This window comes from Streptomyces sp. ACA25, assembly GCF_028200735.1.
In the GTDB taxonomy this organism is placed as follows: Bacteria; Actinomycetota; Actinomycetes; order Streptomycetales; family Streptomycetaceae; genus Streptomyces.
Genome location: NZ_JAQKPV010000005.1, coordinates 120,101 through 135,386 on the forward strand (window position 1 = coordinate 120,101; position 15,286 = coordinate 135,386).

Sequence of the window (15,286 nt, forward strand, 5' to 3'; positions counted from 1 at the left end):
GCCCCGCCGTACGGGACCGCACCGGGGTCCCGTACGGCGGGGCGTTCGGCGGGGCCGGCAGCGCGCCGGGGTCAGCAGGCTCCGGGTGCGAGGCGGTAGTAGCCGGGAGGTGACTCGGCCAACGTGGTGGTGACCCACATGTTCCACAGGCCGAGGGCATCGCCGGATCCCACGGCGTAGGTCCAGCCGCCGCGCTGGGTGGCCCGGCCGGCCTGGGTGTGGGCGTAGTTGGACCCGGTGTGGCAGGTGGCCGGCGGATCGGTCGGGTCCGGGTCCGGGTCAGGGTCAGGGCCGGGGTCGGTCGGGTCCGGGTCGCTTCCGCCGCTGCCGGCCAGGCCCCAGTCCTGAACGATGTAGTAGCTGGAGCAAAGGCTGGCGAGGAAGTACGCGCCGGCCTGCCCGCACTGCGTCGCCCCGCTGCCCGGCGCGACCGGGGTGCCGTGCCCGTTGCTCGCGGTGCGGTAGCTGATGACCACGGGCTTGCCGCCGGCGTCGTGGTACTCGGTGCGGGTGGTGTCCGCGGGCAGCTGGCCGGTCGCGTTCGGCGTCTGGTTGGTGCCGTGCGCGTTCGTCCACTGCTTCACGGACTCCTGCAGGTTCGCGCTCGCCACCACGTGGTCGGCTCCGCCGTGCCACAGCTGCACGGTGGGCCGCTCCCCGCTGTGGCCGGGGTGGGCGGCACGGACCAGGTCGCCCCAGGCCTGGGCGGACTGGGTGCGGCCCGGGCTCATGCAGGTGAACGCGTCGAGCATGCCCGAGGCGCAGCGGTGCGGCAGGCCCGCGACGACCGCCCCGGAGGCGAAGACCTCCGGGTAGGCGGCGAGCAGTGAGGCGGCCATGATCCCGCCGGCCGACAGGCCGGTGACGAAGATCCGGTCCGGGTCGGCGGCGAGGTCGGCCACGGTGCGGTCCACCATCTGCTTGACGGACAGCGCCTCGCCCTGGCCGCGGGAGATGTCGCCGGACTCGAACCAGTTGAAGCAGCGGGAGGAGTTGTTCGCCTGCTTCTGCTCGGCGACGATGACCGAGAATCCGTGTGCGTCGGCGAATTTCTGCCAGCCCGCGTGGGTGAAGTACTCCGGGCCGCCCTGCCCGCAGCCGTGCAGGAGCACGACGGCCGGGCTGCCGGATCCGAGGCCGGGCGGGGCGTAGCGGTACATCGTCAGGTTGCCCGGGTTGGAGCCGAACCCGGTGACCGGGGCCGGCTGGGCGGTGGCGGCGGCCGGGGCGGTGGACGCCTGGACGGTTCCGGCGGCGGTCAGGGCGCTGGTCGCCACGAGGGCGGTCACGGCGAGCAGGGAAGCGGCTCTTCGTCTCAGTCGCGACCGGCGCGACGGTGATGCGGCTCTCACGGTGGTCTCCTGTCGGGGGGTGTGATGCACGCAACATAGGACTGCCGGGGGCCTGGCCGTATGGGCCGAACCGTTATGAAGGAGCCGGGGGATATGTGCGGCGCACCCATTGCTGCGTGCGGCCGGCTCGGCGGACGCTCTGCCCATCACCGGGATCCACCTGAGGAGCCGAGCCGGCATGCAGCAGCCCAGCAGAACCAGCAGAACCAGCAGACCCGAGCGATCCACCGGGGCGTTCGGCAGAACCTCCCGCCTCGTGGCGGCCACCGCCGTCGCCGCCGCGCTGGCCACCGCCTGCTCCAGCCCCGGAGAGAGCAGCAGCCGCGGCTCCGCGGAGGACGGCGACGCCTCCGTGAAGGTCGCGCTGATCACCTCCACCTCCGGCCCGCTCGCCTCCTACGGAGAGCAGTACATCCAGGGCTTCGAGGCCGGCCTCGACCACGCCACCGACGGCACCGGCGAAGTCGACGGCATCGCCATCGACGTGGTCCGGTCCGACGACGCGGGCGAGCCCGACAACGGCGTGTCACTGGCCCGGCAGCGCATCGGGGAGGACGCGAAGATCATCGTCGGCACCGCCTCCTCGGGGGTCGCGGTGCAGGTGGCCCCGCTGGCCGAGCAGAACGAGGTGCTGTACATCTCCGGCCCTGCCGCCACCGACGCCGTCACCGGTGCCAACGCCTACACCTTCCGCTCCGGACGGCAGACCTACCAGGATGTCGTGACCGCCAAGGAGATCCTGGGGGACGGCGAGGATCAGAAGGTCGTCGTCCTGGCCCAGGACAACGCCTTCGGGCAGGCCAACGTGGCGGCCGTGGAGGGCGTGCTCGGCGCGCAGGGCCTGGAAGTGGCGTCCGTGCTCGCCCCGCCCAGTGCCACCGACCTCACCCCGTCCGCCGCCCGGGTGAAGGCCGAGGACCCCGACATGGTCTTCGTCGCCTGGGCCGGGGACACCGCCCAGTCCATGTGGACCACCCTCGACCAGCAGGGCGTCCTGGACAGCGCGACGGTCGTGACCGGGCTCGACATGCGCGCCAGCTACCCCGTCTTCGGCCAGGCCCGCGGCAAGATCACGCTGCTCGCGCACTATGTGCCCGGTGCGACCGACACCCCCGAGGCCCAGGCCATGGAGGCGTACTTCGACGACAAGGGCTGGGAGACCGACCTGTTCAGCCCGGACGGCTTCAACGCCGCCCAGATGGTCGTCGAGGCGGTGCGGGCCGGAGGCGCCGACGGTGACACCGCCGCCATGGTCGAGGCCCTGGAGGGCTTCACCTTCTCCGGCGTCAAGGGTGAGAACACCGTCCGGGCCGAGGACCACGCCCTCATCCAGCCCATGTTCCAGGCCGAGTTCGACGGTGACCTGCCGTCCGTGGTGCAGACCCTCGACGCGCAGACCGTCGCCCCCGCACTGCCGGAAGGCGACTGACCCATGGTGACGCCCGCAGGTGCCGTCAAGGCGCCCGACGTGCTCCGGCTCGAGGCGCTGAGCTGGGCCGTCGGGGCCGTGACCATCGTCGACAGCGTGGACCTCGCCGTGACCGAAGGTGAGTTCCTGGCCCTCATCGGTCCCAACGGAGCCGGCAAGACCTCCCTGTTCAACCTGGTGTCGGGAGTGACCCGGCCGACCTCCGGTGCGGTGCGGCTCGACGGCCGGGCCGTGGACCGGCTGCCGCCGCACCGCCGGGCCCGGCTCGGCATCGGCCGCACCTTCCAGTCCTCCTCGGTGTTCCCCACCATGACGGTGGCCGAGCACGTCGAGCTCGCGGCCCGCGCCGTCGGTGCCCGCAGGGTGACCGGGGCACAGGTCGCCGGGGTGCTGGAGCGGGTGCGGCTCGGCCACCGGGCACCGGACCTGGCGGGCGGGCTCAGCCACGGCGACAAGCGCAAGCTCGAACTCGCCATGCTGCTGGCCTCCACCGTCTCCGGCGACGGGCCGCGGCTCATGCTGCTGGACGAGCCGATGGCCGGGGTGGCGGCCGAGGAGATCGAAGAGCTGGCCGCGGTCATGCGCCAGCTGCACCGCGAGGAGGGCCGCACCCTGCTCATGGTCGAGCACCACATGGACATCGTGCTCGACCTGGCCGACCGCATCGCGGTCCTCCACCACGGCACCCTGCTCGCCGACGGCACCCCGGAGGCCGTCATGGCCGACCCGGAGGTCCAGCGCGCCTACCTCGGGGAGGGCATCTGATGGGCGGCACCCCGCACATCCTGGACGTGCAGGACCTGCGCGTCGACATCGCCGGATCCCGCATCCTGCAGGGCGTCGGCTTCTCCGTGCCCGCCACCGGCGTCACCGCCCTGATGGGCCGCAACGGGGTCGGCAAGACCACGACCGTCAAGGCCGTTCTCGGCCTGCTGCCCGACGAGGGACGGGTGACCGGCGGCAGCGTGACCTTCGACGGGCAGGACATCACCCGCGAGCCCACCCACCGCACCATCCGGCGCGGCATCGGCTACGCACCCGAGGACCGGGGCGTGTTCACCCAGCTGACCGTCGCCGAGAACCTGTCCCTCGCCGAACGCCCCGGCGACCGGCACGACTACCCGCTCGTCCACGAACTGTTCCCCGAGCTGCTGACCCGGCGCGAACAGCGGGCCGGCACGCTCTCCGGCGGGCAGCAGCAGATGGTCGCCATCGCCCGCACTCTGCTGAACGACAACCGGCTGCTCGTCGTCGACGAACCCACCAAGGGCCTCGCCCCACGGGTCGTCGCCGAGGTCACCGAGGTTCTGGGACGCGCCGCCGAACGGGTCCCGATGCTGCTCGTCGAGCAGAACCTCGCGGTGATCCGCAAGCTCGCCGACCGGGCCGTCGTCCTGGACAACGGCCGCGTCGTCCACACCGGGCCGGCCGCCGAACTGCTGGCCGACCGGGACCGCACCACCACTCTGCTCGGTGTCGGCCGGGCCGCGCACCTGGCCGACCCGAAGGGAGCGTCCTCATGAGCGCGTTCGTGCTGCTCACCCTCACCGGACTCGGCCTGGCGGCCCTGTACTTCCTCATCGCGTCCGGACTCGCCCTGATCTTCGGGCTGATGGACGTCCTGAACTTCGCGCACGGCGCCTTCCTCACCGTCTCCGCCTACGCGGCCTGGCGCACCGCCGAGGCGATCGGCGGCATGACCGGACTGCTCGCGGCCGTCGTCACCGGCACCCTCACCGGCCTGCTGCTCGCGGTCGTCGTCGAACGGGTGCTGATCCGGCGGCTGTACGGGCGGGTGAAGGAACAGATCCTGGTGACCGTCGGCCTCTCGCTGGCCATCCCCGCCCTGGTGCAGGCGTACTGGGGGGCCGACTCCCGGCCCTTCCCGGTGCCCGAGGCCCTGGCCGGCACCGTCCCGGTGCTGGGCGCCAGCGTGCCGGTCAACCGCTTCGTCCTGATCGCCGCCGCGGTCGCCGTCCTGATCGGCGTCCAGCTGTTCCTCAGCCGCACCCGGTACGGGCTGATCGTGCGGGCCGGTGTGGAGGACCGGTCGATGGTCACCGCCCTCGGCGTCGACGTCACCAAGGCGTTCACGCTGATCTTCGCTCTGGGCGGCGCCCTCGCCGGACTCGCCGGCGTGCTGGCCGGCCTCTACTTCGGCTCCCTCTCCCCGCACCAGGGCACCAGCCTGCTGATCTTCGCCTTCGTGGTGGTGATCATCGGGGGCATGCACTCCCTCACCGGAGTCGCCCTGTCCGCGCTCGCCGTCGGCCTGGTGCAGCAGTACACCAACTACTACGTGGCCGGCGGCTTCGGTGACTTCGCCGTCGTCATCCTGCTGGCCGTCGTCATCCTCGCCCGCCCCGCCCCCGGCCGCCGCAGCCCCGTGCAGTGGCTGCGGGAGCGGACCACCGCGCCGCGTCCGCCCACCGCCGGGGCCGCCGCACCGTCCACCGGAGGCCAGGCATGACCACCGCCGCCACCCGACCGACCACCGCCCCGCCCACCGGCACGGCACCCCCCGGCCGACGGCTCCGCCTCACCCCGGGACGGCGCGGCCTGCTCGCCCCGGCCGCCGTCCTGCTGATCCTGCTCCTCCTGCCCTACTCCGCCCTGGACATCCCCGTCCTTCTCGACGGGCCGGTCAACTCCGCCGGCTCGCTGCAACTGTTCGCGCTCTGCCTGGTCTTCGCCGGCTTCGCGCTCAGCTACGATCTGCTCTTCGGCCGCACCGGCCTGCTGTCCTTCGGCCACGCCCTCTACATCGCCGGCGGCGCGTACGGCACCCAGCTGGCGACCTCCGAACTCGGGCTCGGCCTGCTCCCCGCCGCGCTGCTCACCCTGGTGGCCGGCAGCGCCGCGGCCTGCCTCCTCGGGGCGATCTCGTTGCGCACCCTGGCGCTGGGCGGCATCGGCTTCGCCATGGTGACCCTGGCCTTCGCCCAGGCCGGGTCGATCTGGGTGGGGCGCAACCCCGGCGGGCTGACCGGCGGTGAGGAAGGACTGCCGCTGCGGGCCGAGGCCGTCCCCGACGTGTTCATCGGAGTCAGCAACACGGTGAACCTGTACTGGCTCGCCCTGGCCTACCTGGTCGTCACCGCCGCCGTCGTCTGGACCGCCGCCGCCTCCCCGGCCGGGAAGGTCTGGCAAGGGCTGCGCGACAACGAGCAGCGGGTGTCGGTGCTGGGCCGGGACCCGTTCCGGCACAAGCTCGCGGTGTTCGTGCTGGCCTCCTTCCTGGCGCTGCTGGGCGGCATCGTCTACCTCGTCGTCACGGCCGGCATCACCCCGGAGGCCAGCACCGCGGAGTTCACCCTCACCCTGCTGGTCATGGTCGTCCTCGGCGGAGCGGGTACCCGCTGGGGCCCGGTGGTCGGCGGCGCGCTGTTCATCTACCTCGACCACCGGCTCACCGCCTTCGGGGTCTCCGACTTCGTGGACGACCTTCCGGCCTGGCTGGCCGCGCCGCTGTCCGAGCCGCTGGTCGTGCTCGGCATCCTCTTCGTCATCGCGGTGTACGTGGCCCCCGGCGGCATCGCCCAGATCGGACGGGCCCTGGGCACCGGCCGCGGCAGCACCGCGGACGCCACCCGCCCGGAAGGAGGGGCCCGGTGAGCCGGCCCGAAGAGCGCGGCGTCCCGGTGGCCGGCGGAGACCTGGCCGTCACCTGCTGGCCGGGGGACCCGGCAGCCGAGCCGGTGATCGCCCTGCACGGCATCACCGCCAACAGCCGGACGTTCACCGCCCTGGCCAGGGAGCTGTCCGACCGCCCGGTGTACGCGCCGGACCTGCGTGGCCGGGCCGGGAGCCGGGCGCTGCCCGGACCGTACGGGCTGACCGCCCATGTCTCCGACGTGCTGGCACTGCACGACCACCTCGCCCCCGGGCGGCAGGTCACCCTGCTCGGCCACTCGATGGGCGCGTTCGTCGCCGCGCTCGCCGCCTCCCGGCACCCCGGCCGCTACTCCCGCGTGGTGCTCGCCGACGGCGGGCTCGGCTTCCCGGCCCCGCCCGGCACCGACCTCGACGCACAACTGGAGGCGGTGATCGGCCCGGCCATGCGCCGGCTGTCCCTGACCTTCCCGGACCGCGCCGCGTACCGGGCGTTCTTCCGTGACCATCCCGCACTCGCCGCGCACTGGGGGCCCGACATCGAGACCTACGTGGACCACGACCTGACCGGCTCCCCGCCCGCGCTGCGCAGCTCCTGCCTCCTGGAAGCGGTCCGGGCCGACGGCGCGGACGTGCTCACCGGCCCGGTGACCCCGGGCGCCCTGCGCCGCCTGACGGTGCCCGCCACCCTGCTGTGGGCGGAACGCGGGCTGCTGAACGAGCCCCAGGGCCTGTACGACGCCGCCCGCGTCGCCGCGGCCGGCCTGGCGGGGACGGCGGTGACGGCGCGGGCCGTGCCGGACACCAACCACTACACGATCCTGCTCGCCCCGCACGGTGTGCGGGCCCTGGCGGAAGAGGTGCGGGCATGAGGGGCACCACCCGGCGCGCACCGGCCCCGCACTCCCTCGACCTCGACGGGCGCACCGCGCTGGTCACCGGCGCGGCCCGCGGCATCGGCCGGGCGTGCGCCCTCCGGCTGGCCGCCGCCGGCGCGAAGGTACGCGCCGTCGACCGGGACACCGACGGCCTCCGCGCGCTGGCCGCCGAGGCCGGCGGCGGGGCGGTGGAGCCGTACCCGCTGGACCTCACCGACCTGGACGCCGCCGAGGAGGCCGCCGCGGGCACCGACATCCTGGTCAACAACGCCGGGATCCAGCTGGTCCGGCCGATCGAGGAGTTCCCGCCCGGGGACTTCACCGCCATCCTCACCCTGATGCTGCACGCCCCGTTCCGCCTCATCCGCGGTGCTCTTCCGCACATGTACGGCCAGGGCTGGGGACGCATCGTCAACATCTCCTCCGTGCACGGGGTGCGGGCCTCGGCCTACAAGTCCGCGTACGTCGCCGCCAAGCACGGCCTCGAAGGGCTGTCGAAGGTGGCCGCTCTGGAGGGCGCCGCCCACGGCGTCACCTCCAACTGCGTGTCCCCCGGCTACGTCCGTACCGCGCTGGTCGAGAAGCAGATCGCCGACCAGGCCGCCGCGCACGGGATCCCCGAGGCACGGGTGGTCGGCGAGATCCTGCTGGCCGACACCGCGGTCAAGCGGCTCATCGAACCCAGCGAGGTGGCCGAGGCCGTCGGTTACCTGTGCGCCCCGCACTCCTCGGCGGTCACCGGCACCTCCCTGCTGATGGACGGCGGCTGGACCGCGCACTGACCCCGGCGCCCGGCCGGTGCCGTCCCGGCTCTGGCGCCACCGCCCCTCACCGTTGAGTCTGTGACCATGCGATCTGATCAGCACCCGGACGAGGGCTCCCCGGAGCGCCCGTCCTCGGAGCGCCCGTACCTGGAGCACCCGTACCTGGAGCTCCTGGCCCAGGACGCCCCGGCCGCCGCGTACGAGGAGCCGCTGCTGGGCGCCCGTACGGCGGGCGCCCCGGCGGAGCAGCTCGCGGAGCTGGGCCGGGCCCGGCGGGCCGCCCTGCGGGTACGGGCCGAGCTGGAGGGGCGGCGGCGCCGGGAGGCCGAGCTGACCGCCCTGTTCGAGACGGCGCACGACCTCGCCGGGCTGCGCGACGTGGACGCGGTGCTGCGCGCCATCGTCCAGCGGGCCCGGTCCCTGCTCGGCACGGAGGTGGCCTATCTGACGCTCACCGACCCCGACCGCGGGGACACCTACATGCGGGTCACCGAAGGTTCCGTCTCCGCCCGCTTCCAGCAGCTGAGGCTCGGCATGGGGGAAGGGCTCGGCGGGCTCGTCGCCCAGACCGCCCGCCCCTACGTCACCGACGACTACCTGCAGGACTCCCGGTTCCGGCACACCGGCACCATCGACACCGGCGTCACCGAGGAGGGGCTCGTCGCCATCCTCGGGGTACCCCTGCTGCTGGGCCGTGAGGTGATCGGCGTGCTCTACGCCGCGGACCGCCGCGCCCGGTTCTTCGAACGGGAGCAGGTCGCCCTCCTCGGTTCCTTCGCCGCGCACGCCGCCGTCGCCATCGACACCGCCCGGCTGCTGGCCGAGACCCGTGGCGCACTCGCCGGCCTGGAGGCCGCCAACGCCATCATCCGGGACCGCAGCCGGGTCATCGAGCGGGCCGGCGAGGTGCACGACCGGCTCGCCGAGCTGGTGCTGCGCGGCGGCGGGGTGACCGACGTCGCTGCCGCCCTGGCCGAAGTGCTGGGTGCTGCCGTGGAGTTCACCGGCGTGGGGACGGCCTCCCCGGCGGCCGTGGAGCGCTCCGGGCAGGAAGGCCGGGCGGTCCGCGACGGCGACACCTGGGTGGCGGCCGTCGCGGCGGGCGGCGAGCTGCTCGGCGCCCTGCTGCTGCACGGCCTGCCCGAGCTCGACCCGGTGGACCAGCGCACCCTGGAACGCGCCGCCATGGTCACCTCCCTGCTGCTGCTCGCCCGCCGGTCCGCGGGCGAGGCCGAGCAGCGGGTGCGCGGCGAGCTGCTCGACGACCTGCTCGACGCCCCCGGCCGTGACCCTCGGCTGCTGCGCGAACGGGCGGCCCGGCTGGGAGCCGACCTGGACGTGCCGCACGTGCTGCTGGCCGCCCGCCAGGACGGTGCCGGGGACGAGGTGGTCGGGCGGCAGCTGCTGGGATCTGCCGCCGCCCATCTCGCCGCCACCTGGCAGGGACTGGCAGCGGCGCGGGACGGAGGGGTGGTCCTGCTCATGCCGCTGGGCAGCACCGGCGCCCCGGCTCCCGGGGGCGGGACCGGACACCCTGCCGGGGCAGGCGGTGCGGGCACCCCCGGCTCACTGGCCCGATGGGCGGCGGCCCAGCTCACCGGCTCGCTCAGCGCACCGGTCACCGTCGGGGCCTCGGCAGTGATGCCGGCCCCCGCCGCGGCTCCTGCCACGGTCGCCGACGCGTACGCCGAGGCACGGCGCTGCGTGCAGGCCCTGCGGCTGCTCGGCCGCGGGGGAGAGGGCGGCGCCGCCGAGGAGTTCGGATTCCTCGGGCTGCTGCTGGCCGACAGCCAGGACGTGGCGGGTTTCGTCCGGCGCACCCTGGGACCGCTGCTCGACTACGACGCCCGGCGCGGCACCGAGCTGGTGGTCACCGTGGACGCCTTCTTCGCCTGCGGCATGAGCCCGGCCCGGGCCAAGGACGTCCTGCACATTCACGTGAACACCGTCGCGCAGCGGCTGGACCGGGTGGGCCGATTGCTCGGTGAGGACTGGCAGTCGCCGTCCCGTGCCCTGGAGATCCAGCTGGCGCTGCGTCTGCACCGGCTCTCCGCCGCGGTCGTCCGCTGACCGCGGAGCGGTCATTTTGCCCACCTCGCCGCAGAGTACGCGGATTGCTCCTGCCTTGGGCGGGAAAGCGGGCGCAAAATACGCAATGAGGCGATGTGGTGCAACAGTTCGCGGCGAGGTGTGGCGCAGATCACTTCTCGCCGGAGTTTCGGGTGCGGTTTCCGGGGGCTCGGTGAGCCGTTCTGCCGACTGCCCCTGTGGGAAAGCAGCTTGGGGAATCCGCGCATTCCGTCTCTCTCACGCACGGACAAAGATCCAGCGCATACCGTGGCCGGTGCTGCCGAAGCAGCAGTGAAAGGAAGACCCCCGGCTTTCCGGTGCCTTGTCTTCACCAATGCGTTGTGTTTGTGTGACCTGGCCTTCGCACGTCGGCGGAGGCTCCACCGCCGGAACGCCGAATCCTGCCGCCGGCCGGGTGGAGAAGCACGGCCCCACGGCAGGAGCGGGGAAACCAGGTAACGTGCCGTGCCGCGCGTCGCAGCGGTCCGGCTAGGGGTGAAGCCAATTCTCAACATGCCTTGCGGCATGGGGACATGGCCGGGCAACTCCCGTCCGAATCCGACAGCTCACCTCGCAGGCGCAGGAGAGGAAGCACCCCCATGTCCCGTGGCCGTCACCGGCGCTCGCGCACCCCCTTGATATCCCGTCAATTCTCCCGGCTTTCCGTTGTTCTCACCGCCGGCGGCGCCGGTATCGCCGCCCCTTTGATCACCGCCGGCAGTGCGCAGGCGGCCACTTCCTCCTCCGTCTGGGACGAGGTCGCCGAATGTGCCTCCGCCGGTGACTGGACCTCCCGTACGGGCAACGGCTATTACGGAGGACTGCAATTCAAGCAGTCCAGTTGGGAACTGGCGGGCGGCACCGCCTACGCGGCGCGCGCCGACCTGGCCACCAAGGACGAACAGATCGCCACGGCCGAGAAACTGCTCGCCCTCCAGGGGCCGGCCGCCTGGCCGGGGTGCGGCCCCGCGGCCGGGCTCGGCAAGGCCAGTGGCGGGGAGAGCGCCGGAGCCGCGGCGCGGGCAGCCTCCGGGGCAGCGGCGTCCGGAGGACAGGCCGGCACCGCGGACCGTTACACCGTCACCAGCGGCGACACCCTGCACGGGATCGCCACCGGCCATGACATCGAGGGCGGCTGGGCAGCGGTGTACGAGGCCAACCGGGAGACCGTCGGCGGCAACCCGGACCTCATCTTCCCCGGCCAGAAGCTCACCCTCGCCACCGCTCAGCCGGGCGGCACCTCCCCGGCCACCGGCAAGCCCTCGGCCACCGGCAAGCCCTCGGCCACCGGCACAGCGCAGAGCGAGCAGAGCACCGGGACGAAACAGCCCGCGACTCCCCCCGCCGCCGCCCCGTCCTACCCGAACAACCTGGACGGCTGGATCCGCGAAGCCCTGGACATCATGCGGGCCCACAACATCCCCGGCAGCTACGAGGGCATCCTCCGGAACACCATGCGGGAGTCGAGCGGCAACCCCAACGCCATCAACAACTGGGACATCAACGCCCAGCGCGGCACGCCCTCCATCGGCCTGCTCCAGGTCATCAAGCCGACCTTCGACGCCTACCACGTCCCCGGCACGAAGAACAGCCAGTGGGACCCGGTCGCCAACATCGTCGCCGCCTGCAACTACGCGGCCGACCGCTACGGATCGATCGACAACGTCAACGGTCCCTACTGATCCCCCCGGGACCCGGAGGGCCACGGGCACCCGCCCCACGGCCCCGCTCCGGCCCGCAGGGACCGCACAGCGGCCCCTGCGGGCCGGGCCCCGCCCACTTCGTTTAGTCTCGGAACTATGGCCGACGCACCGTACAAGCTGATCCTGCTCCGCCACGGCGAGAGCGAGTGGAACGCGAAGAACCTGTTCACCGGATGGGTGGATGTAGACCTCACCGACAAGGGCGAGAAGGAGGCGGTTCGCGGCGGCAACCTGCTGCGCGAAGCCGGACTGCTGCCGCACGTCGTGCACACCTCCGTGCAGAAGCGCGCCATCCGCACCGCCAACCTCGCACTGGACGCCGCCGACCGCCCTTGGATCCCCGTGCACCGCGCCTGGCGGCTGAACGAACGGCACTACGGCGCGCTGCAGGGCAAGGACAAGGCCGCCACCCTCGCCGAGTTCGGCGAGGAGCAGTTCATGACCTGGCGCCGCTCCTACGACAGCCCGCCGCCGGCGATCGCCGACGACGCCGAGTACTCGCAGATCGACGACCCGCGCTACGCCCACCTCCCCGGCGAGCTGCTCCCGCGCACCGAGTGCCTCAAGGACGTCGTCGTCCGGATGCTGCCCTACTGGTACGACAACATCGTCCCCGACCTCCTCGCGGGCCGCACGGTCATGGTCGCCGCGCACGGCAACAGCCTCCGCGCGCTGGTCAAGCACCTCGACGGAGTCTCCGACCAGGACATCGTGGGCCTCAACATCCCCACCGGCATCCCGCTGCTCTACGAGCTCGACAACCACTACCAGCCGATCACACCCGGCGGCCGCTACCTCGACCCCCAGGCGGCCGAGGCCGCCATCCAGGCCGTGGCGAACCAGGGCAAGAAGTAGCCCCGGCCCTCTCCCCGCCTCCCGAGCCCCCTCCTGCGTCCCGACCGCAGGCAGGGGGCCCGGCCGTTCCCGCCCGCGCTCACCGCACGCGGCCCCGGAACCCCACCCGCCGTCAGGCAGCCCACGGCAGCGTCGCCCGGAGCCGGAACGTCCCGTCCGTGCTGCCGAACTCCAGGGAGCCGCCGTCCAGGGCGGTGCGCTCCTCCAGCCCGGTGAGCCCGGCCCCCGCCCCCGGGATCTCCGCGGCGGTCACCCCGCCGGGCAGCGGATTCACCACCTCGACCGTCAGCCCCCGGCCGGGCCCACCGGCCAGCGCCACCGTGACCCGCTCTCCCGGCGCGTGCTTGCGGGCGTTGGTCAGCCCCTCCTGCACGACCCGGAACACGGTCCGCTGCACCTGGGGACGGAGTGCCTCCGCGGCGGGCGGAACAGTCGTGTCGCTGCACGTGACCCGCTCGCCGGCCGTCCGCGCCTCCTCCACCAGGGCGCTGACGTCCCCGATACCGGGCTGCGGCCGTCCGCTGCTCAGCGCGTCGCTCCCGCCGTCCGCCGACGCGCTGCCCCGCAGGACGGTGAGGACCTCACGCAGCTCCTCCAGCGCCTGGTGCGCGTTGTCCCGGATGACCTGGGCACTGTGGCCGACCTCCGCCTCGGACAGCGGCAGGCCCGCGCCGTCCGCCGACCGCCCCGTGCGGTACGCCAGCGCACCGGCGTGCACGGACAGCAGCGAGATGCGGTGCGCCAGAACGTCATGCATCTCCCGCGCGATCGCCTCCCGTTCGACCCGCCGGGTGTCCGCCAGCCGCCGGGCGTGCGCGCCGCGCTCCCGCTCGGCATCCTCCCGCAGCCGCAGCACCAACTGCCGCCGGGCGGCCATCGTCGTGCCCCAGGTGAAGAACACCAGGTAGTAGGCGAGTGTGAAGGCCGCACTGACCCAGCCACCCTCGTACGGAACCGTGTACAGCACGACGTACGGGGTGACGGCCACCAGGTGCAGCCCGAGAACCAGCAGCGCCGGCCGCAGCGGGACGCGCAGCGCCAGATTGAGAATGACCACCATCATGACGCCGAAAATGGTGCTCGAGAACATCCCCGGGATCACCATGAACAGCGCCAGGGCCATCGGGAAGCGCCGCCGCCACCACAAGGCCAGACAGCTCAGCGCCCCGAGCACCGGGTCGACCGTCCGGACCCAGCCGGGCAGGTAATCCGCCTCCGCGACGAACTGCAGCATCAGCAGCCACAGCAGCACCGCCCAGCCGAACAGCAGGCTGTCGACCAGCCAGTCCCGGGCAGTCCGGCGCACCGGCTCGTTCCGGTCAGCGGTCAGCATCTCGCCCGGGAGCACCCAGTGCTGCGCCCGGCCGTGCGGGCGGGGCGGAGCCGCTGTCTCGGTCATGCCCCGAGCTTAGGCGGTGCCGCACGTGCTGCCGAGGGCGTGCGACGACCACCCGCACCACCACCCGGACCGGGCCGCGCGGTGAGCCGCCCCCGGAACCTCGCCGGCCGACGAGGCCCGGCCGGCAGGCGTCCGGCCCCGCACGGAACCCGGGCCCCCGCCGCACCGGGCCCGTACGGGACGGACGTTCCGCGACCGTCAGCCGCAGGAGCCGCCACAACTGCACGAGCCGCCCGACTGGCAGCCGCAGGAACAGCCGGAACCGCAGGAACAGGTTGCCGGCGCGGGCCGAGGCCCGGCTGCCGGAATCGAGGACAGAGAGGTCGGGGCAAGGGAACGAGCCATACGGAATCCTCCTCGGCGCGCAGGTATCCGCCACCTGCCTGCACCACCCTCATTGGACCCCCGCCCCGGCCCGGCGCGTCAACGGCGCGAAAGGGCGGACCCGCCGCCGACGAGCCGGCGGCCAAGGGGTGCACGCCGGGGCGCAGCCGCCGGCGCTACCCCCGTGGGACGACCGCACCGGGCCGGAGAACCACCTCAGGCCGAAGGGTCCGGCAGCTCCGGCTCGAACTCGTCCGCGTGCTCCCCGGTCACCAGGTAGACCACCCGGCGGGCCACCGACACCGCATGATCGGCGAAACGCTCGTAGTAGCGGCCCAGCAGGGTCACGTCCACCGCGGTCTCGATGCCGTGCTTCCAGCGGTCGTCCATCAGGTGCCGGAACAGCGTCCGGTGCAGCGTGTCCATCTCGTCGTCGTCCGTCTCGAGCTGGAGGGCCAGCTCCACATCCTTGGTGATGATCACCTCGGCCGCCTTGGCCATCAGCCGCTGCGCCAGCTGGCCCATCTCCAGGATGGTCGCGTGCAGGTCCCGCGGCACCGCCGAGTTGGGGAACCGCAGGCGGGCGACCTTCGCGACATGCTCGGCCAGGTCACCGGAGCGCTCCAGGTCCGCGCTCATCCGCAGGGAGGTCACCACGATCCGCAGGTCGGTGGCGACCGGCTGCTGCCGGGCGAGCAGCGCGATGGCGTTGTTCTCCAGGTCCCGGTGCATCTTGTCGACCGCCACGTCAGCGGCGATCACGTTCTCCGCGAGCTTCAGGTCCGCGTCGAGTATCGCCGTCGTGGCGCGCCCCATCGCGGAGCCGACGAGCCGCGCCATCTCGACCAGGCTGTCACTGATCGCATCGAGTTCCTCGTGATACGCGTCACGCATCTTCGT

Annotated in this window: 13 protein-coding genes and 1 riboswitch; of the genes, 10 read left to right on the top strand and 3 right to left on the bottom strand. The window is 73.1% G+C overall.

Annotated elements, in window-relative coordinates; genetic code table 11:
• Nucleotides 1-71: 71 nt before the first annotated feature.
• Nucleotides 72-1,289, bottom strand: coding sequence for an extracellular catalytic domain type 1 short-chain-length polyhydroxyalkanoate depolymerase (locus tag PJ985_RS10505; RefSeq protein WP_271683382.1), 1,218 nt, complete (start codon nt 1,287-1,289; stop codon nt 72-74).
• 241 nt (nt 1,290-1,530) lie between these two features.
• On the opposite strand from PJ985_RS10505, the gene PJ985_RS10510 reads away from it, so the two are divergent.
• The 10 genes from PJ985_RS10510 (at nt 1,531) to PJ985_RS10560 (ending at nt 12,663) form a co-directional block, all read left to right on the top strand.
• Nucleotides 1,531-2,781, top strand: a complete 1,251-nt coding sequence (locus PJ985_RS10510; RefSeq protein WP_271683383.1) for a substrate-binding domain-containing protein — start codon at nt 1,531-1,533, stop codon at nt 2,779-2,781.
• Nucleotides 2,782-2,784: 3 nt separating this feature from the next.
• A complete protein-coding gene (locus PJ985_RS10515; protein ID WP_271683384.1) occupies nt 2,785-3,546 on the top strand; it encodes an ABC transporter ATP-binding protein in 762 nt (253 codons plus the stop codon).
• Nucleotides 3,546-4,304 (top strand): ABC transporter ATP-binding protein, encoded by a 759-nt coding sequence (locus PJ985_RS10520; RefSeq protein WP_271683385.1) that lies wholly within the window; start codon nt 3,546-3,548, stop codon nt 4,302-4,304. The genes PJ985_RS10515 and PJ985_RS10520 overlap by 1 nt, the downstream gene beginning before the upstream one ends.
• On the top strand, nt 4,301-5,251 hold the full coding sequence (locus PJ985_RS10525; protein WP_271683386.1) for a branched-chain amino acid ABC transporter permease: 951 nt from the start codon (nt 4,301-4,303) through the stop codon (nt 5,249-5,251). Before PJ985_RS10520 ends, PJ985_RS10525 begins: the two co-directional genes overlap by 4 nt.
• Nucleotides 5,248-6,396, top strand: a complete 1,149-nt coding sequence (locus tag PJ985_RS10530; RefSeq protein WP_271683387.1) for a branched-chain amino acid ABC transporter permease — start codon at nt 5,248-5,250, stop codon at nt 6,394-6,396. The genes PJ985_RS10525 and PJ985_RS10530 overlap by 4 nt, the downstream gene beginning before the upstream one ends.
• On the top strand, nt 6,393-7,265 hold the full coding sequence (locus PJ985_RS10535) for an alpha/beta hydrolase (RefSeq protein WP_271683388.1): 873 nt from the start codon (nt 6,393-6,395) through the stop codon (nt 7,263-7,265). Before PJ985_RS10530 ends, PJ985_RS10535 begins: the two co-directional genes overlap by 4 nt.
• Entirely contained in the window at nt 7,262-8,053 is a 792-nt protein-coding gene (locus PJ985_RS10540; protein ID WP_271683389.1) for a 3-hydroxybutyrate dehydrogenase, read from the top strand. The genes PJ985_RS10535 and PJ985_RS10540 overlap by 4 nt, the downstream gene beginning before the upstream one ends.
• Before the next feature lie 66 nt (nt 8,054-8,119).
• Nucleotides 8,120-10,105, top strand: a complete 1,986-nt coding sequence (locus tag PJ985_RS10545; RefSeq protein ID WP_271683390.1) for a helix-turn-helix domain-containing protein — start codon at nt 8,120-8,122, stop codon at nt 10,103-10,105.
• A gap of 382 nt (nt 10,106-10,487) precedes the next feature.
• A riboswitch (cyclic di-AMP (ydaO/yuaA leader) is annotated at nt 10,488-10,700 on the top strand.
• 4 nt (nt 10,701-10,704) lie between these two features.
• Complete coding sequence (locus PJ985_RS23330) at nt 10,705-11,787, top strand: transglycosylase family protein (protein ID WP_333909843.1); 1,083 nt, start codon at nt 10,705-10,707, stop codon at nt 11,785-11,787.
• Between the two features lie 117 nt (nt 11,788-11,904).
• Nucleotides 11,905-12,663, top strand: a complete 759-nt coding sequence (locus PJ985_RS10560; protein ID WP_271683391.1) for a phosphoglyceromutase — start codon at nt 11,905-11,907, stop codon at nt 12,661-12,663.
• A gap of 112 nt (nt 12,664-12,775) precedes the next feature.
• On the opposite strand, the gene PJ985_RS10565 is transcribed toward PJ985_RS10560, so the two are convergent.
• Both PJ985_RS10565 and phoU read right to left on the bottom strand, forming a co-directional pair.
• Nucleotides 12,776-14,062, bottom strand: coding sequence for a sensor histidine kinase (locus PJ985_RS10565; RefSeq protein WP_271683392.1), 1,287 nt, complete (start codon nt 14,060-14,062; stop codon nt 12,776-12,778).
• Nucleotides 14,063-14,602: 540 nt separating this feature from the next.
• Nucleotides 14,603-15,280, bottom strand: a complete 678-nt coding sequence (phoU, locus tag PJ985_RS10570; RefSeq protein ID WP_271683393.1) for a phosphate signaling complex protein PhoU — start codon at nt 15,278-15,280, stop codon at nt 14,603-14,605.
• Between the last annotated feature and the right edge of the window lie 6 nt (nt 15,281-15,286).

What these genes read in the sequence shown, in the direction of transcription:
- PJ985_RS10525 (WP_271683386.1), top strand. Translation starts at nt 4,301, where the DNA reads ATGAGCGCGTTCGTGCTGCTCACCCTCACCGGACTCGGCCTGGCGGCC.
- PJ985_RS10510 (WP_271683383.1), top strand. Translation starts at nt 1,531, where the DNA reads ATGCAGCAGCCCAGCAGAACCAGCAGAACCAGCAGACCCGAGCGATCC.
- PJ985_RS10530 (WP_271683387.1), top strand. Translation starts at nt 5,248, where the DNA reads ATGACCACCGCCGCCACCCGACCGACCACCGCCCCGCCCACCGGCACG.
- PJ985_RS23330 (WP_333909843.1), top strand. Translation starts at nt 10,705, where the DNA reads ATGTCCCGTGGCCGTCACCGGCGCTCGCGCACCCCCTTGATATCCCGT.
- phoU (WP_271683393.1), bottom strand. Translation starts at nt 15,280, where the DNA reads ATGCGTGACGCGTATCACGAGGAACTCGATGCGATCAGTGACAGCCTG.
- PJ985_RS10540 (WP_271683389.1), top strand. Translation starts at nt 7,262, where the DNA reads ATGAGGGGCACCACCCGGCGCGCACCGGCCCCGCACTCCCTCGACCTC.
- PJ985_RS10515 (WP_271683384.1), top strand. Translation starts at nt 2,785, where the DNA reads ATGGTGACGCCCGCAGGTGCCGTCAAGGCGCCCGACGTGCTCCGGCTC.
- PJ985_RS10545 (WP_271683390.1), top strand. Translation starts at nt 8,120, where the DNA reads ATGCGATCTGATCAGCACCCGGACGAGGGCTCCCCGGAGCGCCCGTCC.
- PJ985_RS10565 (WP_271683392.1), bottom strand. Translation starts at nt 14,062, where the DNA reads ATGACCGAGACAGCGGCTCCGCCCCGCCCGCACGGCCGGGCGCAGCAC.
- PJ985_RS10560 (WP_271683391.1), top strand. Translation starts at nt 11,905, where the DNA reads ATGGCCGACGCACCGTACAAGCTGATCCTGCTCCGCCACGGCGAGAGC.
- PJ985_RS10520 (WP_271683385.1), top strand. Translation starts at nt 3,546, where the DNA reads ATGGGCGGCACCCCGCACATCCTGGACGTGCAGGACCTGCGCGTCGAC.